Origin of the sequence: Oceanobacillus sp. FSL W8-0428 (assembly GCF_038004405.1) — a bacterium.
GTDB classification, from domain to species: domain Bacteria; phylum Bacillota; class Bacilli; order Bacillales; family Amphibacillaceae; genus Oceanobacillus; species Oceanobacillus sojae.
This window is the reverse complement of sequence record NZ_JBBORB010000001.1, coordinates 2322508-2345955: the sequence shown is the minus strand read 5'-3', so window position 1 is coordinate 2345955 and position 23448 is coordinate 2322508. Positions and strand designations below refer to the sequence as shown.

Below are 23448 nucleotides of genomic sequence, written 5' to 3'. Positions count from 1 at the left end.
AAGTTCACCCCTTCGTCCGTGTTAGTTTGCTATTCCTTTTGGTGTCAGCCTCTTCTGGATAAACAGAAGAATCATATCTGCAATAATCGCAAGCAAAGAAACCACAATTGAACCTGTAACAATAGAATACATATCCGTCCGGGTAATACCTTGCACAATCAAAGTCCCAAGACCCCCCGCACCAATAAATGCAGCAATAACTCCAATTCCTATATTTAAAACCACTGCGGTGCGTATACCTGCCATAATTACAGGCAGTGCGTTTGGAATTTCAACACGAACCAGTCTTTGGCTTCTCTTCATCCCTATACCATTCGCTGCATCTATGACTGCTGGATTCACATTCTTAATGGCTGAATAGGTGTTGCGGATAATTGGCAGCTGAGAATACAGCACCAATGCTACTAACGCCGGAACAAATCCAATTCCCTGATTGATTAACGAAAAGAACGGAATCATTATTCCAAACAACGCAATACTCGGGATGGTTAATAGCACAGAAGCTGCTGCTAAAACTGTTTCTGCCAAATCCTCATTGGTTGTTAAATAAATGCCAATCGAGACCCCAATAATAATTGCAATTATTATCGCTATCCCTACGAGTTCTATATGTTGAACTGTAAGGCCCCATATGTAAGAAGCATTAATACGCAGATATTCGAGATATTCATTCATTTTAGTGCCCCCTTTTTCAATAACGAAATGAGCTGTTATTAGCATCAGTCTGCCGCTCATCTCCATATAACCCCTGCAACAATACTGAATTTTTAAAAAATAGAAAAACGACATAATAAAAAATCTGTATATAACCATAAAGACATGAAGTTCATATCCAAGGCGATGTATGCACTGGTGGACGGATATTTTGTCTGTAAAAACCTTACCCAATGTACAGAGAGATCAAGAATGAGTCTCCTGTATCATTAAGTCTATAAAACTGGAGAAAGCACCATTATTAGAGGAAGGAATAAAATGCGAAGGCTTTGTAAAAAAACAGAAAGCAGAAGATAGAGAAAATAATTTTGTTATGGACGTCTACACCTTTGCTGAAACGATTGCGAATGCTGTATGGAGATTAACAGCTTCATGATTTTTATAATATATTCCCCTAAAAATTTTTTTGAAACCACAAAAGCTGTAAATACCCTTGTTTTATTTCAACCTCATAAAAAAACTACTTAGTAAGCCTGGCAATAATGGCTCAAAAATAGCTTTTGCAAATAGTGAAATAATATAATCCTTTTATAAAAGAAAATAGAATGCTATATCTTCTAAACATTTCCACTTCCAAGTATTTCAAATAATATTATTCATCTTACTCGATAATTTCTATGGCGTAAACAGAAATTCTTCCCGGAAAAGATTCTCTAAGATAGTCACCGTACACCCTTATTTTTTGATTTACTTGAGGTTGCCCAAAAAGAAAACTTCCTTCCATCTCACGATGTGGGGATAGAATAATTACGTTATCCCCATAATCAGAAGTAATCAAGCCAGACATTCCCTGCCAGAAGCTTACTGATTGATCCAATCCACATCTCATTCCAGCGCTTTGATACTACATATCCTTCAATAACGAAAGCATCTTCCGGAATAGTTATATCCACCTTCGTATCCCCTTTTTTGCTCACCCATTCATTCAGACAAAAAAATAGCGACAGCCACAAGATAGATTATAATAATTCTTTTTATTGAGACAGGTGTATTTTCCATTTTATCGCCATCTTATACACAGATAGAATAAATTACCTAAGCATAATCCTAGTCATATATTTCTACATATCATCAAAAAACCTTTATAATAACTCTTTATTCTTCTTATAAGATTTTTTTAATGAAATGAATTCCAATAAAAATGATAGTACACCCACACTTATTACCATTCCAAAAAAATCATACCAGCTTGCTTGATCAGATGTTATTTTATATATCAGATAGCCTATTCCAAACACAACAACAAAGGAAGCAGTTCTGGCTTTAAGAGCTCTTAACGCTCCTTTATATTCCTTTTCCGTTGCAATATCAGTATGTTCGATTCCCGACAGTGTATATCTTCCTAAATTATAAAAAAGGAATATTGCTATACCTGCTAACAAAATGACAGCTGTATCTAAGCTTATAAAATTACCGCTAATAAACATGATTACCAGAAAAAGAAAAAGCAGAACTCCTCCTTCAGCTAAAAAATATAGCATCTTTTTTTCTTTATATTCATCATCCGGCATAAAAAAAGATATCCATGATTTCATTAATCTTCTACCTCCCAAAATAATTCATCTAATGTTTTATCTAGCTCTTTTGCTATTGCAATACAGAGTGAGAGTGTGGGGTTGTATTCCCCTTTTTCAATCAATCCAATTGTCTGTCTCGTCACGCCAACATTCTTTGCCAACTGCTGCTGGGTCATTGACGTTTTGACACGTGTTATTTTCACATTATTTCTCATTATTCACTCCGCCTCACAAATGCAATATATAAATTACTTTTGTTAATTATATGTTACATCGCTTTATTAATAAAATCAAATTATTATTTGGATAATAATTGTAGTAATCTTAACAAAGTTAGCATTTATCAGGCTTGGAAACAGGCACTTAATTAACTTATACTGTAGAGAAAATAAACCACCATTGCTTTACTGCAAAAGAAAAAAAGCCATTTGAAGAGTTCCTTTTGCTCTTCAAATGGCTTTGCTTTTAATTAAACTCGCTTCTATTAATTCTAATCAACAATCTATTCCTTATTTAATCCATCATACGCTTCTTAAATGTAACAGCAGCTAATACTAAAGTTGCTGCAACCCAGGCTCCAATAATTGCAAAAGGCTTCCAAAGTTCATCAAAACCTGCCCCTGATTCACCCAAATTCGCAATTTCTTCCAGCTGAATTCCCGGTGTATACTCTAATACTTGTAAGAAGCTGAACTGATCGGCTAGCCCGATAAACATGTTAGCCATTCCAAATATAAACATTACAGGAAGAATATAGACAGATGCTTCTAAAACACTTCTTGTGATTAATCCCATCCAAGTTCCTAAAGCGATAAAGAAAATCAGAGATAGAAGAATTCCAGCAATTAACCAGCCTCTTCCGTCAAATGAAAAACCCATGATAAACATACTAACAGCAGTTACAATAACCGTAATTACAATAGTAACAGCACTTTTCCCAGCTAAAATTTCTGTCAATGTTGCTGGAGAAAGCATCAGACCACGCAACGTATTTTTCTCCTTTTCTTCTGCTATTATCGCACATTGCAGAAAGGTACCAACCAAAGCAAGGGATAAAGTAATTACAAACAAGTACATCGCCAATGGCACTTCCCCTACCCGACTATATATGACAGCAAATACAAGTGGCATCAGTGCTGTTGATGAAACATACAAATTTCGATATAAATCTTTTAAGTCTTTTTGAAAAATAGCCATAAACCGTTTTACAGAAAATGTCATACTAACTCCCTCCCAGTCACTTCAACAAAGATATCTCCTAATGTCGGTTCTTTTGTATAAATACGCTCCACCATTTCCCGGGAAATATATTGTTGAATTTCCTCAGCACTTGATGCTTTCAAGGGAAGCTCTAATTCTCTTCCATTCTTTAATTCAATACCAATAATTTCTTCCCGATACTGTTTTTTCAGCTGTTTCGGCTCATCTAAAAGCTGGACGACCCCTTTATTTAAAAAGGCTACCTGGCTGCACAGATGATCTGCCTCCTCCATATCATGTGTTGTCAGAAAAATGGTCGTTCCCTGTCGATTCAGTTCCTTTAAACCATTATGGATATGCTTGGAGTTAGCAGGATCCAATGCAGATGTCGGTTCATCTAAAAATAATAGCTCAGGCTTATGCAAAAGCGTTCTTGCTAATAATACCCGCTGTGTCATTCCTTTAGACAGCTTGGCGACTTGTGTTTTTTTCTCAGAACCTAAGTTAACTGATTCAAGCGCCTCGTCAATTCGTTGTAAAGATGTACCATATAAATCTGCGTAAAGCTTTAAGTTATCATAAATGGTTAGTCTTGCGTATAAACCACTATTATCTGTTACCACACCAAAACGTTTTCGATATTCAGGTGTGTTTAACTTTGAAACTGGTACACCAAATACATTTGCTGTACCTGAACTCTGCCTCATTTGACCTGTTAAAATCTTTATTGTTGTTGTCTTTCCAGAACCACTTGGCCCCAGAAAACCAAATGTTTCTCCTTTTTTAACCTGGAAAGATACATCATGTAATGCCTGTTTATCACCAAAAATCTTCTCTAAAGATTTCACTTCTATCATATTCTCCACTCCAAAAACCTCCTGCGTCAGTTATTTGTTTGTGATCACAGAATATCGCTATTTAAGGAATAGTGCAGTATATCTTCAATGAATGGAGTATATTTCAAGCTGAATTGTGCTTATTCTACCCCCAATAATTCCTTCAGCTCGTTCAACTTTGATTTCGATAATGGAACCTGAGAGCTTTTTTTATCAATAAGAGACAAGCTGTAACTGTTCCTGGTCCATGTAATAACCTCTCTTATTTTTTGAAGATTCACAATATAGGAGCGATGGCAGCGAAAGAAGCCTTGATGAGATAAACGCTGTTCTAATTCTTTTAAGGTAAAACCTGTTGGAAATCCTTCTCCACGCGTATACAGATATGTTTGACCATTCTGGCTTTCAATATAGTCGATTTCCTGTGGGTCAAATAAAATAATTTTATCCTCTACTTTGGCAGAAATTTTATTTAACTGAAAAGTTTGCTTTACTTGAGCCTCTTCTTCCGCTGTTTCTATCCCATCTATTTCTAAAGACTTTACTCTGTCTTTCTCCTCCGTTTCAACTTCGATTTGATGCAGGCCCTGTTCATCTAAACGATAGACCGTATCTGCAATTGTAATGGCACTCTCCGTACTTGTTGTTAAAATCAATACCGCTTTTTGCTTTTCCTGCAAAATCTCGACAAATTGATGAAGTACACGTTTCGTTTCTAAGTCTACATTTACCTCAGGCTCTTCAAAAATAACAACTTCTGATTCCTGCATTAATATTCTGCCAAATTGGACCCGGCGTTTTTCGGATCGATTCAACTGATGCATTTTCCATCTTGCTTTTTCCTCCAGTTGAACCAGCTGTAGAACTTCTTTTATAGAAGCCTTGCTTTGATATAAGGACCCGATAAATGTCAAATATTCCTTTACCTGTAACCGTTCATAAATACCTTCTTCATACCAGCAAATTCCTAAAGAGGAAAAGTATTTCTGCTTATCCTCCTCCAGTGTTTTATGGTGTATCTGAATAAAACCCTTTCGTACACTTTCTTCTCCGGAAATCATTTGCAGTAAGACTGCACGCACATTAACAGTGGACTGAATTGCTTTGATTTCTCCAGATTTTATTTCTATATCTATCCTCGGAAATAATGTTTGATCTCCTTGACGATATTCAATTTCGTTCATTCTTAACATGCTTTATACCTCTCTATCCATAAAGAATTCATTCCATTCTATTTTGATAGCTTTTAAGCCTGATTATTATTTCATGACAAACAGTTAAATCTTTGATACAGTAGATTCAAAGAAAATAATGAAAAGCAACTACTAGGGGAGCCCAAAACTGCGGGCTGAGAGGGAAGCATGCTTACTTTCCGACTCTTACAAACCTGATCTGGCTAATACCAGCGTAGGGAAGTAGTCAATCAACTTATGATTACTCTCAGTATACCAAATCAGGCTTCTCTATAAAGCCTGATTTTTTATTTTTACAAAGTAGTTTACTTTTCATTCCAAAAAGAAAAGCGAAAAGCGCCTGTTTAAAAACGTAGAGATTGCGCTCCCGATCTTTGGGGGTGGTTCGACTTTAGTCGAACTTCCTTCACCCTTGAGATAAAGGAAACATGCCCCTTTAGGGGTATGCCGACGTTAGGCTTCAGCCTGCTTTTAGTCGACCTTCCTTTACTTTAAACCGATGTTGACTTTCACCCGCAGGGCATAAGCGCGACTATACTTCTGTCTGCGCCTGACGGCTTGCCAATCAGTAAGTCTTCTTTATCGTAGGGCGTGACGTGAAATCTCTAAAGTTTGGCGCATGGAGCTAGACATATAGAGGAGATGATTGGATTGAAAAACCGTACACGCTTATTAACGCTGATGGCTGTTTTTATAGCTATTGGAACAATTGGCTCTCAATTGCTCTGGTTTCCCGCAGGGGTTGCCAGAGCTTATCCAGTACAGCATGCCATTAATGTCATTGCTGCAATCATACTTGGACCGGGGCCGGCAGTCATTGTCGCATTAATGATCAGCCTGCTCAGAAACCTTTTAGGTCTGGGAACACTCGTTGCTTTCCCCGGAGCAATGATTGGAGCATTTGTTGCCGGGGTATTATATAAGAAAACACAAAAATATTCAATGGCTGCTTTTGGAGAAATAATTGGCACAGGGATTATTGGTTCATTCTTTGCTGTTCCTATTGCGAATCTCCTGATGGGAAGCTCAGTAGGGGCACTTGCATTTATCCCGCCGTTTATTGTCAGCAGCGTCTCCGGCGCTTTGATTGGTTGGCTGTTAGTCAGCCGTCTGCCAGCACGGCAGTTTTCTTTAACAAAATAAATTATTTTACAATCCTAAGGAGGATTTTTATTATGAGTCAGGTTCGTTGTGCATTAACAATTGCCGGCACAGACCCGAGCGGTGGTGCTGGTATTCAGGCGGATTTAAAAACATTTCAAGAGTTAAAAACCTATGGTATGTCTGTAATTACTTCTGTTGTGGCCCAAAATACAACAGGAGTCCGTTCTGTTGAGCATATGCCTCTTTCTATGATTGAGGATCAACTGGATGCAGTCATTGAGGACATGCCAATTCATGCAGTGAAAACAGGAATGATTGCAAGTAAGCCAATGATGGAATTAATCGCTCAAAAATTAAGAAAGGTTGATGCGCCATATGTGATGGACCCTGTTATGGTTGCGACCAGCGGTGACGCTTTAATTAATGAAGAGGCCCGCAGCTTTTTGCGGCAGTATCTTCTTCCTTTAACGACGGTTGTTACACCAAATATTCCAGAAGCAGAATTTCTGACCGGCTTATCTATTGCGTCTACAGAAGATATGAAAAATGCTGCAGAATATCTCGTTCACGAGTATGATGTTGATGCTGCCTTAGTTAAAGGTGGACATCTAAAAGGACAGGCTGTTGATTTTCTTTATGACGGCAAACAGATGCATAGCTACGCTGCTGATCGTATTGATACAAAGAATACGCATGGAACCGGCTGTACCTATGCTGCTGCCATTGCTGCTTATTTAGGTAAAGGTTATCCACTTTCAGAGGCGGTAAAACACGCAAAAGCTTTTGTGACTGCAGCTATTTCCAAATCATTTGAGCTTGGAAAAGGGAATGGCCCGACGAACCACTGGGCAATCCGGGAAAATGCAGGAAGGGAGATCACACATGAATCCTGATATTATCCAGCAAGTCAGAAACAACACGCCTCTCATTCATCATTTAACCAATCAGGTTGTCATGAACTTTAGTGCTAACGGACTGCTTGCCTTTGGTGGCAGTCCTGTTATGGCAAAGGAATTAAGAGAAGCAGCAGATATGGCCAAAATTGCAGATGCACTTGTTTTAAATATTGGTACCATTTTAGAAAATGAAATTGAAGCAATGATTGCAGCAGGGAAAGCTGCCAATGAAAAGGGAATTCCTGTAGTTCTTGATCCTGTTGGCGCAGCTGCTACTTCTTTTCGGAAAGAAGTAATAGAAAGAATTTTACAAGATGTACGCCCAACAGTTATTAAAGGGAATGCAGGTGAAATTGCTTCCTTGGTTAATGCAGATATTCAAACACGGGGAGTGGATTCTATTGGGGAAGGAAATATAGATGATATTGCAGAAAAAGCCAGGAAACAATTTGATACTGCGATTGTAGTAACCGGAAAAACAGATGTTATCTATGCCGATCAGAAATTAATTTATAACCAGACTGGGCATCCGCTTCTCTCCAGTATTACCGGGGCGGGATGTTTATTAGGATCTGTTGTAGCAGCATGTCTGACTACTTCTTATCCAGTCGGGGAACAGCTCCGTACTGCACTCAGTTTCTACGGACTGGCCGCAGAGCATGCAGCAGAGCAGTCTCATGTGCAAGGACCGGGAACCTTTTTGCCAAGCTTTATGGATGCTTTATCCTTTACACCCAAGCAACTAAATGGAGGCACTGAAGATGGAATTTAATAGAGAACAATTAAGAAAATATTTTATTATGGGAAGCCAAAATTGTCACAGGGATCCTCACACTGTTTTAGAGGAGGCACTCACTGCAGGTATTACTTCATTTCAATTTCGGGAAAAAGGCACCGGCTCGTTAAATGGTGAGGAAAAGATTAAGCTGGGTAAAAGCTTGCGAGAGCAATGCCGAAAACATGATATTCCATTTTTTATTAATGATAATATTGAGCTGGCCGAGGAATTGGATGCAGACGGTATACATGTAGGGCAGGATGATATGCCTGTCAAGGAAGTCCGGGCTAAGTTCCCGGATAAAATCATTGGCCTGTCGATATCTACACCACAGGAGCTTGACCAAAGTCCGCTCGATTTAGTGGATTATATTGGCGTTGGACCAATTTTTGCAACTGCTACAAAAGAAGATGCAAAGCAGGCTGTAGGCTTAGAATGGATTCATACTATCCGCTCGCAGTTTCCAGACATACCTGTTGTGGCAATCGGCGGTATCCAGACAGATAACGCAAGCTCTGTTATAGAAGCAGGTGCTGATGGCGTTTCTTTTATTACTGCTGTTACAGAAGCAGATAATATTAAAGAAGCTGTAGATAAGCTTTAGTCTAGCTAGAATTAATGAAAGAACTTCGTCAGACTAGTTATTTCGCCCAATCTGTTTGTTATGAAGCGCAAATAATACAGATGCCTCATATGCTATTAAGGAACATTAGCCTATTAGAGGAGGAAAATTATGAGTTATTTTCAACCACAGCAGCCAAATGGCGAGGAAAACAAACAGAATAACCTGCCCGGAAAGATGCTAAATAATTATTTTCAGCCGGCACCACAGCATGATTATTCCAATGGATTCTTTGCAGGGGGTCCAGAAGGAGAAACTGGCGGGCCAGGCGGCTATTACCAGGAACAGCATCCTGCTGCTGATAATATGCCGTTTCAACATGGACAGCATAATCTTCCATCACAGGATCGAATTAGCAACTTCCCCCCTGGCTTTCCAGGCGGAGGTGGGAATGAATCTCCTTTCCCAGATTTTAATACAGATCAATTTGTAGATAATATGTTCCCCGGCCCTCCGAATAGCAACCAGGGGGGAAATGAAGGTGCTTTTCCAAGTTGGCCTCCAGCCCCGTCTACACCCTCTTTTCCAAACTTTCCAGGAAGTGGAGGAGGTCCCGGACAGCAATCAGGACCAGCAGAAATGGGCGGCATGAACAGCCAGCCTCCGATGGGACCGCCGCCAAACTTTGTACCGCAAAAACAACAGGTGCAGGCATTTGCTGTCGACCCTGGCGGGATCAGACATTGCATGTTCCGCTTCACTTATATTTGGCCAAATCGCGGCAACGGTTTTTGGGCCTTTCCGACATTTCTAGGCAGAAATTCTATTGCCGGATTCCGCTGGAATGGTTTTCGTTGGGTTTATTTTGGAATGGATTTAAATAGTATTGAATCCTTCCAATGTATGTAGCTATAAAAAGTAAATGAAATTAAAAACGAGCTGCTGAAAGCAAAATCTTTTCAGCAGCTCGTCTTATTTGAAATTTCTTCATTAATTATATTTCTTATCTTCTTTTTTACGCATCTCACGCTGCCAAATAAGCCCTTGTTCCAGCGCCATTTTCTTGGCAATCTTCGGTGCATTCCATAACGGCGGTAAAATCAATAACGATACTGGGACTGCCGTAATAACAATGGAATTTTGAATCGATGTAATACTATCTTCCCCGATTGTAAGAATAACTGCTGTGAAAGCTCCAAAAAGGACGGCCCATACTACACGCAGCCAGCGTGTAGGATTATCATGCCCTGTTAATGTTGCTGCCACTGTATAAGACATTGTATCTGCTGTTGTTGCAACAAAGATAATAGATACAAGCAAGAAAGCAACTCCCATTACTGTGCCTAAAGGAAGCTGATCAGTAATTGCCATAACTGCAGCTGGCATTCCGCCATCAGTTAATGCGTCAGAAATAGAACCCGGTTTTTCTATTTCAAAGAAAACACCTGTTCCACCGACAATGGAGAACCAGAAATTTGTTACAAGCGGTGCTACTACGGAAACTGCAATAACAAGCTCACGAATGGTTCTTCCTCTGGAGATACGGCTGATAAATACGATAAGCATCGGTGCATAGCCGATAAACCAAGCCCAAAAGAAAATCGTCCATCCTGCCAGCCATTCTCCATCTCCACGATAGAACATCATTTCAAACATATTTTGAATATGGACTCCTGTACCGCCGACAAACCCATCAATAATAAATGCGGTAGGTCCAATAATAAATACAATAATAGCTAAAAGAATTGTAAATTGAACATTCCAGTTACTTAAATGGTAGATTCCTCTATCCACTCCGGTAGCTGCTGAAATTGCTGCTACAGTAACCAGAACAATAACAACGATAATGCTTATTGTTAACGTATCCGGTATGCCAAACAAATGGTTTAATCCATAAGATATCTGCAAACCTAAAAACCCAAGCGGCCCCAATGTTCCTGCTGCTGTTGCAATAATAGAAAAGGAATCAGCCAACGTTCCAATTGCACTTTTTTCAAATATTTTATCTCCAAAAATAGGATATAACAATCCCCGCGGCTTTAAAGGATAGCCCTTTTGATAATGCACATACATCATTACAACAACTGCAAGTGTACCAAGAATTGCCCATGCAAGGAATCCCCAATGCATAAAGGCTTGAGCAAATGCTCCCTCTATATTATTAAATTCTCCTCCACCAAAAAGAGGCGGTGTAGACATAAAATGGTACATTGGCTCTGCTGCAGCCCAGAAGACTCCCCCACTAGCCAATAAAGTTACTAATATCATACATACCCAGCCAAAATAGCTATATTTTGGTTTATCCTGGTTTCCTAATTTTACTTTTCCATACTTTGAAAATGCCAGACCTAAGCCGATGGCAAAATTAAGGAATAAGAGTATTTGCCAATAAGCTCCAAACCAATCCGCAGAATAATTAAATAAGGTGTTTACTGCATTATCCACCATATCACTGTTAATCAGCGACAGGATAATAAATAAAACTAAAAATCCTCCACTGATATAAAAAACTGGCCAATCTAAACCTTTTCCTTTTTTTGACTTCACACTTTACCTCCTGATTAATGTAAGCGTCCAAAATATCATAAAACGTTATTTACAGACCTTTTTTGGATGAAAGCATTTTTCAGATAAATGCTTGACAAACTTTCATCCTCTCACTTGTTTTATTTGCACATGTTTATTTATTATAGTTATATGCTTCATACAATACAACTTATAATTTAGAGATGTATTCAACGAATAGCTTTGAATATAGAAGTATTTCCCTTATTAAATATTCCTAAACCCTTCTCATCCCCGAAAATAAAAAAATCTCGCCCAATTTAGCAAGATTTTTTCTCAGTCTATGTTATTCACCTTTTCAAAGCTTAAGAATTAATAATTTTATCAACTGTTTCTTCTACTTCATCTCTGGACATTTTTTCCTTACCGCTCTTCAAAGCATTTAATGTTTTATGTGCCAGTGCTAACGGTATCCGGCAGAAAAGCAGAATATTTTTGGTAGAGATTTGTGTCATATATTCATCAGCTTTTTGCAAATTCGCCTCTGCATAAGCAAACATTTCCTTCTTAGACCAGTCATTCGGAAAGAAGCCGACACCTCTTTCAGCATCTTCGTCAATATTTCGTAATATATTCACAGCCTGTAAACCCCGTCCATAGCCGATAGCCAGATCGCGGTCTGTTTCGGTGCCATCATACCAGTTCCAAATATCAGACAGCATTACACCGACGAGACCTGCTACATAATATGTATACTCATCTAAATCCTCTTTCGTCTTTACTTCCCAATCTTTCCCAACCCATTTAGCCATTCCTTCTGCCATTTCACTTGTAGAGTCCTTTACTTTTTGCTGAATATCCTCCGGGCAAAATTCAATCCAGTCAGCTAAGCGCAATGTCACTTCCGGAAGTTCCTTTTCATACGGTGCTACGAGCTGATGATAAGCCTCGCGGTTAAATACATCTTCCTTTAATAAATGGCTTGTCTCATTCAATAAATGCTGTTTTACTTCTGCATCCATTTCTTCATGGTCTTCCATTTCATCAACAGCGCGCATGCAGAGGTAAGCTGAACCAACTGTTTTCCGCAACGTTTTGTTCAACAGTTTAATGGGGATATAAAATGTTCTGCTCGTCTGTTTCAAAACCTTCATTGCATCTTTTTCTAATGTTGCTTTGTTACTCACCCAAAACTCCTCCTTATTTCATGCGTTATTACAAGTATAACAAACAAGTGCCTTTTTTTCCTTTAAAAGTGTTGAATTCTCATTAATTTTCACATAAAGTTCTTGTGCTATCCTTTTTTTAAAGCTACTATGGTAGATAGTGTTTTTTATCACTCAAATGTTAATAACAGGATAACTATAGATAAGGCGTGTTGTTTTATGAATAAAAGTGTATATTTACTGATGACCATTTCATTTGTTGTCGGAATGGTTGAATTAATTATTGGCGGTATTCTCGATTTAGTTGCGGATGACCTCGGTGTGTCACTAGGAAAAGCTGGTTTATTAATTACTATTTTCTCTCTTGTTTTCGCTATTGCTTCTCCTATTCTGCTTTATTTAACGGCATCTGTTGAACGAAAAAAACTGACCATTATTTCTTTAGTCTTCTTTTTGCTTGGAAATATTCTTGCTGTTTTTAGTTTGAACTATACGATGATTTTTATTAGTCGAATAATTTCTGCAGCAAGCGCTTCTTTACTAATTGTACTTTGTGTAATGATGGCATCCTCCATTGTTAAGCCTGCTTACAGGGGACGCGCTATCGGCATAGTCAGTATGGGAGTAAGCGGATCTCTTGTTTTCGGAATTCCATTTGGCTTAATCCTTGGAGAGTCGTTTGGCTGGCGTGCCCCGTTTGTACTTATTTCTTTCTTAACGGTTGCTTCAATTATATTTGTTCATTACTTTATGCAGCGCATTCCTTCTACGGAAAAGCCTCTGCCACTGACAACACAGTTAAAAATGATCCGGAACCCAAAGATTCTTTTTATATTATTGACTACTTTCTTTGTCCTGGCCGGTCACACAACATTATATGGCTACCTGAATCCATTTGTAAAAGACTTTATGGAATTAGATGGCATTTGGTTAAGTGCAGTTTATCTGATTTTTGGTATTTCTGCTGTAAGCGGAGGCGGGGCAGGCGGAACATTGTCCGATTTATTCGGTCCGAAACGAACCATTCTCAGTGCCATTATCTTGTTTGTGGCTACCATATTAATTATTCCTGTTTCGTCGTTCCATGTTGTCTTATTCCTTGTTGTACTTATACTATGGGGAATGCTCAGCTGGGCGGTCTCGCCACCTGTTCAAAGCTATTTAATTGAGACATCACCGCAAAATTCAAGTATCCTCGTCAGCTTAAATAACTCTGCTTTACATTTAGGTATAGCAGTCGGTTCATTTGCAGGTAGTATTGTCATTGAGCAGTCAAGTGTAGATAAAAATGCATATGTAGGCGGAGCAATTGTCTTTTTAGGGTTAATTACAGCCCTGATCGCATTAAAAGGATATAAACGGCCGAAAGTGACAGTTGATTGATTGAATAATAGAGGCTGGGACATAACTAGCCAAAAATAATGAAAAGATGGATTTCACATTGGGTTTTGATGTGAAATCCATCTTTTTTGAAATCATTTATAAGTAGATACATAAAAAAGCAGCTAGAGGCAGTGTATCTTCTCAGATTCACTGCCATTAAGGCGAATCCCAATTCATTATCCACTTTGGATTTTCCTCGTACAGAGAAACGAGTGAAACCCAAATTAGCCTTCAAAAATCCAAAGAAAGGCTCCACATCTATCTTACGTTTTCCGTAAAGCTTGCCCATTTCTTCATCTGAAAGCTGTTCTCGTATCATTTTCTTTTGTGCTTCCCATTTTTCATTATAAAATATTTTCCGATGGTTACCTTCCTTTGCCTTGGTACATTGCTCTCGCAAAGGACAGCCTGTACAATCTTCACATTCATAGACCTTAAATTGTCGCTGGTAACCATACTTGTCTGTGCGTTTGGAGTTATAGCGATAAGTAACAGCTTGACCATTTGGACAAGTAAAGGCATCTATTTCGGCATCATAATCCCAGTTAGCGGTGTTAAAGGGATTATTTTTATATTTTTTCTTCTTCTCTTTGCGGTACATACTATAGGTAATCAAGGCAGTTCGTAACCGGTTCAGGGTGACATCTTCTATATTCTGTTCACTTCCATAAGCCGCATCAGCTACGAGGACATCAGGCAACGCAAAATAATCCTTTTCAATACGATCTAAAAAAGGAATCAGCGTTCGTGTATCGGTAGGGTTCGGAAAAATATCATAGGCTAATGCGTAACGTCCTTCTGTTGCCAATTGCACATTATAAGCAGCTTTCAACTGTCCGTTCTTCATATGGTCATCTTTCAATCGCATAAAGGTTGCGTCGTGATCCGTCTTGGAATAGCTGTTACGTTCTTCTAAAATCTCCAAGGCTTCTTCATATTTTTCTTGACGACAGATGAAATCGTGCACCTGTTTTAAGGCTTGTTTTGGCTGCTTTCGTTCCGAACGCAGGGCTTTTCGGTCTTGTGCTTTTTCAATCGATTCGATTTGTTTCGTATACGTTTGGACAGACTTATCCAAATTCGCTGCCATCTGTTGAAGTTCTTGCGTCGATAGAGCTTCCGGGCTTTCCCGGTTGATTTCTGGAATAATTTCTTTTTCCACTAATTCTTCATAGAGGGCATGGGACTTCTCTACAAGTTTCGTTTGATAACGCTCGATCGATTTTCGCCAGACAAAGGTGAATTTATTGGCATTGGCTTCAATTTTGGTCCCGTCAATAAAGATAGCCTCCGCATCGATCAACTCTTTTTCCACCAGCTGACAACGAAATTGGACGAAGCACTGACGCAATAGTTCTTTTACTTCTGGATTCACACGAAAACGGTTGATAGTACGGTAACTCGGCTCATATCCTTGCGCAAGCCACATCATTCGCACACTATCTTTTAATAATGCTTCGATTTTTCGGCCAGAGAACACCGACTGGGTATAAGCACATAAAATAATTTTCATCATCATACGCGGGTGATAGGCGGGACAGCCTGTTTGACGGGTAAAACCGGTGAAAGCTTCTTCTGGAATCTGTTCGATAAATTCATGGATGGTATAAGCAATATCATTTTCTTGTAATTTCATCTCGAAATCTAATGGCAAAACGACTTGATTTACGTTATAATATTTAAACATAAGGATACCTCGATTCTGTTTTTGTAGTGGTACTTTAACTTTATCAGAAGGTATCCTTTTTTTGTACGTTTATTTCATTTTTTAATCAAATTAAAAAAGTGACTTCCTACTTAAAATCATAGTAGAAAGTCACTTTTTCTATTTTTACTGGCTTTTGTCCCAGCCTCTTAACATTCCTTGATTCAAAAAGTCCTCTAATCACGTACACGACGTTTTATTCTTCTTATCAGTGGAGACCTTCTCTTTTTTGGTAAAGGATTTCCTGTAAATCATAATAGGAAGCATCCCGAGAATGAAACCTGCCAAACCAAAAACTTCTACCCTGTCAACACTATAGCCAATGATGATACCCAATGCTAAACAGAAAATAAATAACGCTCCGAGATGATAGATTCGCATATCCTCTATCCCCTTTTTTCCTATTATATGAAGAAAACATGTAAAGGTACGTAACTATTTAAAAGGCTTACTACCATTTCTCCCTTCATCATATAAATATCTTTTAAAATTCCGCTATTTTTTATAATTACTTTATTGTTGCATTTTTGATAACGGTTACAACTCTGAATCCCGATGTATTCTAAAAATTCGCTATTGCCTTACTTCCCTTTTCATGTTTAAATAAATTCAATATACATTAGGAAGCGTAGAGGTGGTTAGATGGAAGAGAAGGTTTCTGTAGGATTATTAGGCCTCGGTGTCGTTGGGTCAGGTGTTATTCATCTGATTGAAGATCACCAGGAAAAATTAGCGCACCAATTGGGCTGTGAAGTTAAAGTTGTTAAAGCGCTTGTACGTGATATAGAAAAGGCAAGAAATATTGATGTGAACCAGGAAATTTTAACAACAAATCCCGATGATGTTCTTGAAAATCCAGCTATTGATCTTGTTATTGAAGTAATGGGCGGGATTGATCATACAAGAGAATATATTTTAAAAGCTTTTTCTAATAAAAAACATGTTGTATCAGCTAACAAAGATCTGGTAGCGGTTCATGGTCCTGAGTTACAGGAAGCCGCAGTAAAAAATAAATGCGACTTTTATTATGAAGCAAGTGTTGCCGGCGGTATTCCTATACTACGAGGTATTAATGAAGGATTATCCTCCGACCACATTCAAAAAATAATGGGGATTGTCAATGGGACAACCAACTATATTTTAACAAAAATGGATGAAGAAGGTGTAAGCTACGAGGATGCTCTTGCGGAAGCACAGCGTCTTGGTTTTGCCGAAGCAGACCCGACATCTGATGTAGAAGGCTTGGATGCAGCCCGGAAAATGGCTATTCTTGGCCGCTTGGCATTCTCTACTCCTGTCGATTTACAGGATGTTGATGTAAAAGGAATTCATGGTATTGAATTAAAAGATCTCCGTTATGCTTCGCAGCTGGGGTATACGATGAAGCTTATCGGGTTCGCCAACTTTTTTGACCAGGAGTTAGAAATAAGTGTGCAGCCAACTTTACTGGCAAAAAACCACCCGCTGGCAAGCGTTAAAAATGAATACAATGCCGTTTATGTTTACGGTGAAGCAGTTGGTGAAACCATGTTCTATGGCCCTGGTGCCGGCAGTCTCCCGACAGCAACAGCGATTTTATCCGATGTTGTTGCAGCAATTAAAGCCATGCGTCTTGGTGTATCAGGAAAGCAGTTAAATGACATGCAATTTCCAAAAACATTACTTCCAAAAGATAAGCAGCATGGTCAATATTATGTCCGCCTATGTGTGGAAGACAAGACTGGTGTGTTCTCAGAAATTTCATCGATTTTTCATTCACAGGACATCAGTTTCCAGCGGATTCTGCAGACACCAGTGGATGAGAAAGATTCTGCAGAAATTGTATTAGTTACACACGACACACCTTACTCTCAATTTGAACAAGTGCTGAATCAGCTGGAAGCATTTGATGCAGTGAATGAGATAAAGAGTTACTATAAAGTAGAAGGAGATGCGTAAGATGGCTTGGAAAGGGTTAATTGAAGAATATCGTGACTTACTTCCTGTTACAGATAAAACACCCGCTTTATCATTATTAGAAGGAAATACTCCTCTTTTTCATTTTCCAAATCTATCAAAGGAACTGGGAATTGAATTATATGGGAAGTTTGAAGGCTTAAACCCGACCGGGTCATTTAAAGATCGTGGAATGGTAATGGCTGTTGCCAAAGCAATAGAAGAAGGATCAGGATCTGTTATTTGTGCGTCCACCGGAAATACCTCTGCTGCAGCTGCAGCATATGCCGCCCGGGCTGGAATCCGAGCAATTATTGTTATTCCAAAAGGAAAAGTCGCACTAGGGAAGCTTGCTCAGGCTGTTATGTACGGAGCTGAAATCGTTGAGATTGAAGGTAACTTTGATCAGGCGCTCCAGCTCGTTCGTAAAATCAGTGAGAAATCACCAATTACTCTAGTAAACTCTGTAAACCCATATCGTTTGGAAGGTCAAAAAACAGCAGCATTTGAGGTTTGTGATCAGTTAGGAGAAGCTCCTGATATTCTGGCAATTCCTGTTGGCAATGCGGGAAACATCAGTGCCTACTGGAAAGGCTTTAAAGAATACAATGCATCAAAAGGAACAGCTCTTCCAAAAATGTTTGGTTTTGAAGCAGAAGGTGCAGCAGCAATTGTCAGAAATAAAGTTGTTGAAGAGCCGGAAACAGTAGCAACGGCGATTCGAATCGGAAATCCTGCCAGTTGGGATTTAGCTGTCCAGGCCAGAGAAGAATCAGGTGGAATGATTGGCTCTGTCACAGATGACGAGATTATTTCTGCTTTCAAACTCCTACCACGCAAAGAAGGTGTTTTTGCAGAGCCGGGCTCAGCTGCTTCTATTGCAGGTGTTATCCAGCAGGTGAAAGCAGGTAAAATCGCTGAAGGCAGCAAAGTTGTTGCCGTGTTAACCGGTAATGGATTAAAAGATCCGCAAACTGCTATTGATCAATTAACCATTGATCCTGTCACACTTTCAAATGATGAAGATGCTATTCTTGAATATTTAGAGAAGATGATTACATCATGATGCCGTTCCGCATTTCTGTACCTGCAAGCAGTGCTAATCTTGGCCCTGGTTTCGATTCCATGGGCCTTGCATTAGGCTTGTATATTCATTTAGACGTAGAGAGTGCAGATCATCATGCATTTTTTGCACATGGTTCTGAGGAGTCAGAGGAAAATCATTTTATCTGGAATATTACGGAACAGGTGGCTGAACGATACGGGGTAAGCTTACCTCCTTGTAAAGTGCAGGAAACTAGTGAAATTCCACTGGCCAGGGGACTCGGAAGCAGTGCCTCCGCAATCGTCGCAGGAATTGAGCTCGCTAATCAGATTGGCAATTTGCAATTAACAGATGTACAGAAACTGGCGTTTGGAACGGAAATAGAAGGGCATCCAGATAATATTGCACCTGCTTTATTTGGAGGATTAACAATTTCCACAATGCTTGAGGATGATATTCCATCTGTCCGATTAAATGACATCGAGTTAGATTTAATTGCATATATCCCTGAAATCGAACTGAAAACCGAGATTGCCAGAGATTGTCTGCCAGATACATATGAACGAAATTACGCAGCAAGAGCCAGTGCGATGAGCAATCTGGTTGTAGCTGCACTCTACTCCAAAGACTATGCTTTGTTTGGAAAGATGCTTGAGAATGATTTATTTCACGAGCCTTTCCGTAAATCACTTATCCCCAATTTTAATATTATCCGTAAAAAAGCAAAAGAAGCCGGAGCATATGGCACAGCCCTAAGCGGTGCGGGCCCAACGATGCTTTCTTTTCTACCGAAAGGAAATGGGGAAAAAGTTAAGAATGAGATGACAAAGCAGCTTGAGGGTTATCAAGTAAAGCTTTTAGAGATTGATACAAAAGGGGTTTCTATTTCCTAGGATATATAAAAGACAAAAATGTGCAAGAGTTTATGGGAGACTCTTGCACATTTTTTAAATAATTTCATTATAGATTTGACCATTATTATTTCGAATATCTATGATTTTCAAGCGGTTATCATTTTTAACAAAGATGGTTTTATAATATTTTTCCCCATCAATTTCATAAAACATCACGCGGGCTCCCTTGTTGTCTGTTTCAACAAGCACATCATAATCGCCTTCCTCTATCTGCTGCTCGATAACCTCCTGTTCTTCATATTCATAGGTATCTTCATCCGCCACCAGATCTGAATCGTTGTTTTCCTCTTCCTCTGAAGTATCCTGCGACTCTTCAGGCACTTCTTCCGTAGATCTATTAGAAGGATGTTCTTCTGTTGCTACATCATTTGTTTCTGATTGACAAGCACTGATAATTAGTAAAATAATCAGAAGCCCTGCTATTTTTAAAATGTTTTTCATTTTCCTACCTGCCTTTCCATCACGACATACTGAATTATAACAAATATTGCTATTACCTTTATTCCATAAACATAGGTGATTCTACAGGAGAAAATTCAAAACGTCAAGGTTTCAATGTAATGATAAATAAAAAAGAGACAGATAAAACAAGCTTCCCATCTGTCTCTGCATAATTTTTTATTGTTCTATATAGACATCTTTTAACAGCAAGTATTTTGTAGGAAGCATTTCTAAATTCTTCACTGAATTATTCACAGCCATTAAATAATCCTTATGCATTATATAAAGCATTGGCGCTTCCTCAACAAGTAATTCCTGCGCTTCCTCATAGATATTAAACCGTTCTTCCTCATCCAGCTCCTGAAGTCCTGCAACTAATAATTCATCTAGTTCTTCATTTTCTATAAAGAAACGGTTGCCGGCAGAGCCATGATTATCTGAATGGAACAGCGGTCTTAAGCCTGCATCAGCATCTCCTGTACCTGTTGACCAGCCCATAAGAAACATCTCATGCTCCCCGTTATTAATTTTTTCCTGATAAGAACCCCATTCAAACATTTCAATGCTTACTTCTATTCCGATTTCTTTTAACTGTGCTTGAATATTAGTAGCAATATCAGTACGCTCACGAGTTTCATTGGTCCAAAGCGTTGTTGAAAATCCATCTGGATACCCAGATTCTTCCAGAAGTTCTTTAGCGGCATCAACATCATATTCCAGCCCTGTTAATCCCTCTGCCGAGCCAACAACATCCGGTGCTAATGGCCCTGCAGCTTCCTGGGCATAGCCATTTGCAACACCATCAATAATCTGTCCTTTATCTACAGCCATAGAAATAGCCTGCCGGACTCTTTTATCACTAAATGGTTCCTTATTCATATTAAATCCTAAAAAGTCTAACGAAACACTGCTTTGCTGGTATACCTCTAAATTTTCTTCCTGCTCAATCTGATCAATATCTGAAGAGCTGAGCGGATTTGAAATATGTGATTCTCCAGCATGTAATTCAGCAATTCTTGTCAGATCCTCCGGTACAACCTTAAAGGTCACCGAATCTAACTTAGCTTCTCCATCCCAATAGTCTTCATTTTTTATTATTCGGATATATTGACCCGTCTGCCATTCATCAAATTTAAAATAACCTGTTCCTATCGGATTTGCATTAATAACAGATCCTGGACTCTCACCATCCTCCATTGCAGCATAATCTTCCTCAATTTGCTTTGGTGAGATCATTGCCCCTATGGAGTGCGCCAAATGGGCTGGTAAACCAAGAATTGGATATTCAGTTTTAATTTGCACCGTATAATCATCCACCGGTTCAATCTCTTCAATCATTTCAATTAAATAAGAAGCTGGAGCTCCAACCTCAGGGTCTAAGGAACGCTCCAGATTTGCCTTCACTGCTTCTGCATTGAAAGGCTCTCCATCATGGAAGGTGACACCTTCCTGAAGCTTGAACTCCCACGTCGTGTCATCAACAGTGTCCCATTCTGTTGCCAAACTTGGCTGCAAATTCATCTCTTGATCATATTTAACTAATTTTTCAAAAATATTATATTGCACATCAAACGACGGTACATCATTTGCTCCGGCAGGATCTAAGGAAACAGCATCAGAAACTGTAGCAATAACAAGGTCTCCTCCTGACTGCTCTCCGCCATCGCCAGATGTATTTCCTTCTGACTCATCCGGTTCACTGGCACAGGCAGCTAATACCAGCATACTTAGTGCAATAATAAGCATGCTCCACAAATTATTTTTTCTCTTCATATACTCATCCTCTCTATAATATAAATTCTCTTGCTCAAATCTTACCTAAAAAAGATAGAGCTGCTGCTATAAATCAGCAGCTGCTCTTATTTTAAAATCAAATATTTTCTGTTGCCTTCAATATACTTTATTGCTCTAAATACACATCTTTTAACAATAGCATTTTTGTAGGCAGCATTTTTAAGTTTTGAACCTCTGTTCTTTCAGCAAGAAGGTAATCCTTATGCATAATGTAGACCATAGGTGCTTCATCAATTAGTAATTCCTGTGCTTCTTTATAGATTTCTAATCGCTTCTCTTCATCTACTTCCTGGCGTCCTGCATCCAATAGTTCATCTAAGTCGTCATTTTGTAAGAATGTGCGGTTGCCGGGAGGTCCCAGATTATCCGAATGGAATAACGGTGCTAAACCAAGATCAGCATCTGCTGTACTGTTTGACCAGCCCAAAATAAACATATCGTGATCGCCGTTACCAATCTGTTCAAGATACGCGCCCCACTCCATCATTTCAATACTGACATCAATCCCGATTTCTTTTAACTGCGCTTGAGCATTCGTAGCAATATCTGCGCGCTCCCGCGTTTCATTCGTCCAAAGCGTTGTTGAGAACCCATCAGGATATCCCGCTTCTGCTAAAAGCTCTTTTGCAGCATCAACATCATATTCTAATCCTTTTATACTTTCATCATAACCAAATACACCAGGAGAAAGCGGTCCTTCCGCCTCTAACGCATATCCATTTACAACACCATCAAGAATTTGTCCTTTATCTAATGCCATCGATATTGCCTGACGGACACGTTTATCATCAAATGGTTCTTTTTGTGTATTAAATCCGATATAGTCTAGAGACACACTGCTTTGCTGGTACATTTCCAAATCTTCAGATTGTTCGACCTGACCGATGTCTGAAGAGCTTAACGGGTTAGAAACATGCGAATCTCCCGTCTGTAATTCTGCCAATCTTGTTAAATCTTCAGGAACCACTTTAAACGTTACAGAATCAAGTTTTGCTGCTCCATCCCAATAGTCTTCATTTTTTACAAGGCGAATATATTGACCAGATGCCCACTCGTCAAATGTAAAATAACCTGTACCAATTGGATGTGCATTAATAACAGATCCAGGATTTTCTCCATCCTCCATTGCCGCATAGTCTTCTTCAATCTGTTTCGGCGAAATTATAGCTCCCATAGGATGCCCTAAATTAGCCGGAAGACCTGGGAATGGGTACTCTGTTTTAATATGAACTGTATAGTCATCAACCACCTCAACATCTTCAACCATTTCAACCATGTTAGCAGTTGGATATCCTACATCAGGATCCATCATTCTCTCAATATTTACTTTTACTGCTTCTGCATTAAAGGGCTCGCCATCATGGAAGGTTACACCTTCCTGCAGCTTGAATTCCCAAGTTGTATCATCAACCTGATTCCACTCTGTTGCCAGACTCGGAATTAAATTCATGTCTTCATCATGCTTTACCAGCTTTTCAAAAATGTTATACTGTACGTCAAACGAAGGTACATCATTTACTGCGCCCGGATCTAAAGAAACTGCATCTGAAATTGTGGCAATTACCAAATCTCCACCTTCCTGGGCTTGTCCACCATCTCCCGAGTTTCCTCCTGACTCATCTGGTTCACTTGCACAACCAGCCAACACTAAAGCTGCCATGATAATGCTCATAAAAAATGCTAAGTAAAACTTTTTCATGCTGTCTCCTCCTGTTATGTTAAATCTTCATTCCGTAAGACTCCTGATTTTTCTCTCACGG

Annotated in this window: 23 protein-coding genes and 1 riboswitch; of the genes, 9 read left to right on the top strand and 14 right to left on the bottom strand. The window is 39.1% G+C overall.

The genetic code is table 11. The annotated features are described in order from the left end of the window. Positions 1–21 precede the first annotated feature (21 nt). The 7 genes from MKY30_RS10965 to MKY30_RS10935 form a co-directional block, all read right to left on the bottom strand. Positions 22–675: an ABC transporter permease gene (locus MKY30_RS10965; protein ID WP_147210859.1), complete on the bottom strand. Its 654-nt coding sequence runs from the start codon at positions 673–675 to the stop codon at positions 22–24. 803 nt (positions 676–1478) lie between these two features. After that, positions 1479–1607, bottom strand: a complete 129-nt coding sequence (locus tag MKY30_RS10960) for a hypothetical protein (protein ID WP_341083910.1) — start codon at positions 1605–1607, stop codon at positions 1479–1481. 189 nt (positions 1608–1796) lie between these two features. Further along, a complete protein-coding gene (locus MKY30_RS10955) occupies positions 1797–2249 on the bottom strand; it encodes a hypothetical protein (RefSeq protein WP_341083907.1) in 453 nt (150 codons plus the stop codon). Continuing rightward, the gene (locus MKY30_RS10950; protein WP_156985708.1) at positions 2249–2446 is read right to left on the bottom strand and encodes a helix-turn-helix domain-containing protein; all 198 of its coding nucleotides are present in this window, start codon (positions 2444–2446) and stop codon (positions 2249–2251) included. The genes MKY30_RS10955 and MKY30_RS10950 overlap by 1 nt, the downstream gene beginning before the upstream one ends. A gap of 298 nt (positions 2447–2744) precedes the next feature. Continuing rightward, a complete protein-coding gene (locus tag MKY30_RS10945) occupies positions 2745–3452 on the bottom strand; it encodes an ABC transporter permease (RefSeq protein ID WP_156985709.1) in 708 nt (235 codons plus the stop codon). Then, positions 3449–4297, bottom strand: a complete 849-nt coding sequence (locus MKY30_RS10940) for an ABC transporter ATP-binding protein (RefSeq protein ID WP_341083906.1) — start codon at positions 4295–4297, stop codon at positions 3449–3451. Before MKY30_RS10940 ends, MKY30_RS10945 begins: the two co-directional genes overlap by 4 nt. A gap of 110 nt (positions 4298–4407) precedes the next feature. Continuing rightward, on the bottom strand, positions 4408–5460 hold the full coding sequence (locus MKY30_RS10935) for a LytTR family transcriptional regulator DNA-binding domain-containing protein (protein WP_341083904.1): 1053 nt from the start codon (positions 5458–5460) through the stop codon (positions 4408–4410). Between the two features lie 124 nt (positions 5461–5584). Then, positions 5585–5698: riboswitch (TPP riboswitch) on the top strand. 413 nt (positions 5699–6111) lie between these two features. Here MKY30_RS10935 and thiW point away from each other — a divergent pair. The 5 genes from thiW (at position 6112) to MKY30_RS10910 (ending at position 9709) form a co-directional block, all read left to right on the top strand. After that, positions 6112–6603, top strand: a complete 492-nt coding sequence (gene thiW, locus MKY30_RS10930) for an energy coupling factor transporter S component ThiW (RefSeq protein ID WP_341083903.1) — start codon at positions 6112–6114, stop codon at positions 6601–6603. A gap of 32 nt (positions 6604–6635) precedes the next feature. Continuing rightward, complete coding sequence (gene thiD / locus MKY30_RS10925) at positions 6636–7457, top strand: bifunctional hydroxymethylpyrimidine kinase/phosphomethylpyrimidine kinase (protein WP_156985712.1); 822 nt, start codon at positions 6636–6638, stop codon at positions 7455–7457. Next, a complete protein-coding gene (gene thiM, locus MKY30_RS10920) occupies positions 7447–8232 on the top strand; it encodes a hydroxyethylthiazole kinase (protein WP_147210853.1) in 786 nt (261 codons plus the stop codon). The genes thiD and thiM overlap by 11 nt, the downstream gene beginning before the upstream one ends. Continuing rightward, on the top strand, positions 8222–8842 hold the full coding sequence (gene thiE, locus MKY30_RS10915) for a thiamine phosphate synthase (protein ID WP_339284711.1): 621 nt from the start codon (positions 8222–8224) through the stop codon (positions 8840–8842). The genes thiM and thiE overlap by 11 nt, the downstream gene beginning before the upstream one ends. A gap of 129 nt (positions 8843–8971) precedes the next feature. Next, positions 8972–9709: a hypothetical protein gene (locus MKY30_RS10910; protein WP_341083902.1), complete on the top strand. Its 738-nt coding sequence runs from the start codon at positions 8972–8974 to the stop codon at positions 9707–9709. Positions 9710–9790: 81 nt separating this feature from the next. Here MKY30_RS10910 and MKY30_RS10905 read toward each other — a convergent pair whose 3' ends face one another. Both MKY30_RS10905 and MKY30_RS10900 read right to left on the bottom strand, forming a co-directional pair. Continuing rightward, complete coding sequence (locus tag MKY30_RS10905) at positions 9791–11347, bottom strand: BCCT family transporter (protein ID WP_341083901.1); 1557 nt, start codon at positions 11345–11347, stop codon at positions 9791–9793. Positions 11348–11670: 323 nt separating this feature from the next. Further along, positions 11671–12492, bottom strand: coding sequence for a squalene/phytoene synthase family protein (locus MKY30_RS10900; protein WP_147210849.1), 822 nt, complete (start codon positions 12490–12492; stop codon positions 11671–11673). Between the two features lie 198 nt (positions 12493–12690). On the opposite strand from MKY30_RS10900, the gene MKY30_RS10895 reads away from it, so the two are divergent. Beyond that, positions 12691–13854: an MFS transporter gene (locus tag MKY30_RS10895; protein ID WP_147210848.1), complete on the top strand. Its 1164-nt coding sequence runs from the start codon at positions 12691–12693 to the stop codon at positions 13852–13854. Between the two features lie 25 nt (positions 13855–13879). Here MKY30_RS10895 and MKY30_RS10890 read toward each other — a convergent pair whose 3' ends face one another. After that, positions 13880–15541 (bottom strand): IS1182 family transposase, encoded by a 1662-nt coding sequence (locus MKY30_RS10890; protein WP_341083900.1) that lies wholly within the window; start codon positions 15539–15541, stop codon positions 13880–13882. A 198-nt stretch (positions 15542–15739) separates the two neighbouring features. After that, positions 15740–15940, bottom strand: coding sequence for a hypothetical protein (locus MKY30_RS10885; protein WP_339284708.1), 201 nt, complete (start codon positions 15938–15940; stop codon positions 15740–15742). A gap of 261 nt (positions 15941–16201) precedes the next feature. On the opposite strand from MKY30_RS10885, the gene MKY30_RS10880 reads away from it, so the two are divergent. Genes MKY30_RS10880 through thrB form a run of 3 tightly spaced genes read left to right on the top strand, consistent with a single transcriptional unit; the run spans position 16202 to position 19432 of the window. Next, a complete protein-coding gene (locus tag MKY30_RS10880; protein WP_147210846.1) occupies positions 16202–17497 on the top strand; it encodes a homoserine dehydrogenase in 1296 nt (431 codons plus the stop codon). A 1-nt stretch (position 17498) separates the two neighbouring features. Further along, a complete protein-coding gene (gene thrC, locus MKY30_RS10875; protein WP_339284706.1) occupies positions 17499–18560 on the top strand; it encodes a threonine synthase in 1062 nt (353 codons plus the stop codon). Next, on the top strand, positions 18557–19432 hold the full coding sequence (thrB, locus tag MKY30_RS10870) for a homoserine kinase (RefSeq protein ID WP_147210844.1): 876 nt from the start codon (positions 18557–18559) through the stop codon (positions 19430–19432). The genes thrC and thrB overlap by 4 nt, the downstream gene beginning before the upstream one ends. A 54-nt stretch (positions 19433–19486) precedes the next feature. Here the strand turns inward: thrB and MKY30_RS10865 are convergent, their stop codons facing one another. From MKY30_RS10865 to MKY30_RS10855, 3 genes are all read right to left on the bottom strand, one after another. Next, positions 19487–19894, bottom strand: a complete 408-nt coding sequence (locus MKY30_RS10865) for a hypothetical protein (protein ID WP_341083898.1) — start codon at positions 19892–19894, stop codon at positions 19487–19489. A gap of 177 nt (positions 19895–20071) precedes the next feature. Beyond that, on the bottom strand, positions 20072–21667 hold the full coding sequence (locus MKY30_RS10860) for a glutathione ABC transporter substrate-binding protein (RefSeq protein ID WP_147210842.1): 1596 nt from the start codon (positions 21665–21667) through the stop codon (positions 20072–20074). A 127-nt stretch (positions 21668–21794) separates the two neighbouring features. Further along, positions 21795–23387 (bottom strand): glutathione ABC transporter substrate-binding protein, encoded by a 1593-nt coding sequence (locus tag MKY30_RS10855; protein ID WP_339284702.1) that lies wholly within the window; start codon positions 23385–23387, stop codon positions 21795–21797. Between the last annotated feature and the right edge of the window lie 61 nt (positions 23388–23448).

Coding starts and splice junctions, on each gene's coding strand:
- MKY30_RS10865 (WP_341083898.1), bottom strand. CDS start 19,894: ATGAAAAACATTTTAAAAATAGCAGGGCTTCTGATTATTTTACTAATT.
- MKY30_RS10860 (WP_147210842.1), bottom strand. CDS start 21,667: ATGAAGAGAAAAAATAATTTGTGGAGCATGCTTATTATTGCACTAAGT.
- MKY30_RS10955 (WP_341083907.1), bottom strand. CDS start 2,249: ATGAAATCATGGATATCTTTTTTTATGCCGGATGATGAATATAAAGAA.
- thrC (WP_339284706.1), top strand. CDS start 17,499: ATGGCTTGGAAAGGGTTAATTGAAGAATATCGTGACTTACTTCCTGTT.
- MKY30_RS10965 (WP_147210859.1), bottom strand. CDS start 675: ATGAATGAATATCTCGAATATCTGCGTATTAATGCTTCTTACATATGG.
- thiD (WP_156985712.1), top strand. CDS start 6,636: ATGAGTCAGGTTCGTTGTGCATTAACAATTGCCGGCACAGACCCGAGC.
- MKY30_RS10910 (WP_341083902.1), top strand. CDS start 8,972: ATGAGTTATTTTCAACCACAGCAGCCAAATGGCGAGGAAAACAAACAG.
- MKY30_RS10945 (WP_156985709.1), bottom strand. CDS start 3,452: ATGACATTTTCTGTAAAACGGTTTATGGCTATTTTTCAAAAAGACTTA.
- thrB (WP_147210844.1), top strand. CDS start 18,557: ATGATGCCGTTCCGCATTTCTGTACCTGCAAGCAGTGCTAATCTTGGC.
- MKY30_RS10895 (WP_147210848.1), top strand. CDS start 12,691: ATGAATAAAAGTGTATATTTACTGATGACCATTTCATTTGTTGTCGGA.
- MKY30_RS10950 (WP_156985708.1), bottom strand. CDS start 2,446: ATGAGAAATAATGTGAAAATAACACGTGTCAAAACGTCAATGACCCAG.
- thiE (WP_339284711.1), top strand. CDS start 8,222: ATGGAATTTAATAGAGAACAATTAAGAAAATATTTTATTATGGGAAGC.
- MKY30_RS10880 (WP_147210846.1), top strand. CDS start 16,202: ATGGAAGAGAAGGTTTCTGTAGGATTATTAGGCCTCGGTGTCGTTGGG.
- MKY30_RS10890 (WP_341083900.1), bottom strand. CDS start 15,541: ATGTTTAAATATTATAACGTAAATCAAGTCGTTTTGCCATTAGATTTC.
- thiM (WP_147210853.1), top strand. CDS start 7,447: ATGAATCCTGATATTATCCAGCAAGTCAGAAACAACACGCCTCTCATT.
- MKY30_RS10885 (WP_339284708.1), bottom strand. CDS start 15,940: ATGCGAATCTATCATCTCGGAGCGTTATTTATTTTCTGTTTAGCATTG.
- MKY30_RS10935 (WP_341083904.1), bottom strand. CDS start 5,460: ATGTTAAGAATGAACGAAATTGAATATCGTCAAGGAGATCAAACATTA.
- MKY30_RS10855 (WP_339284702.1), bottom strand. CDS start 23,387: ATGAAAAAGTTTTACTTAGCATTTTTTATGAGCATTATCATGGCAGCT.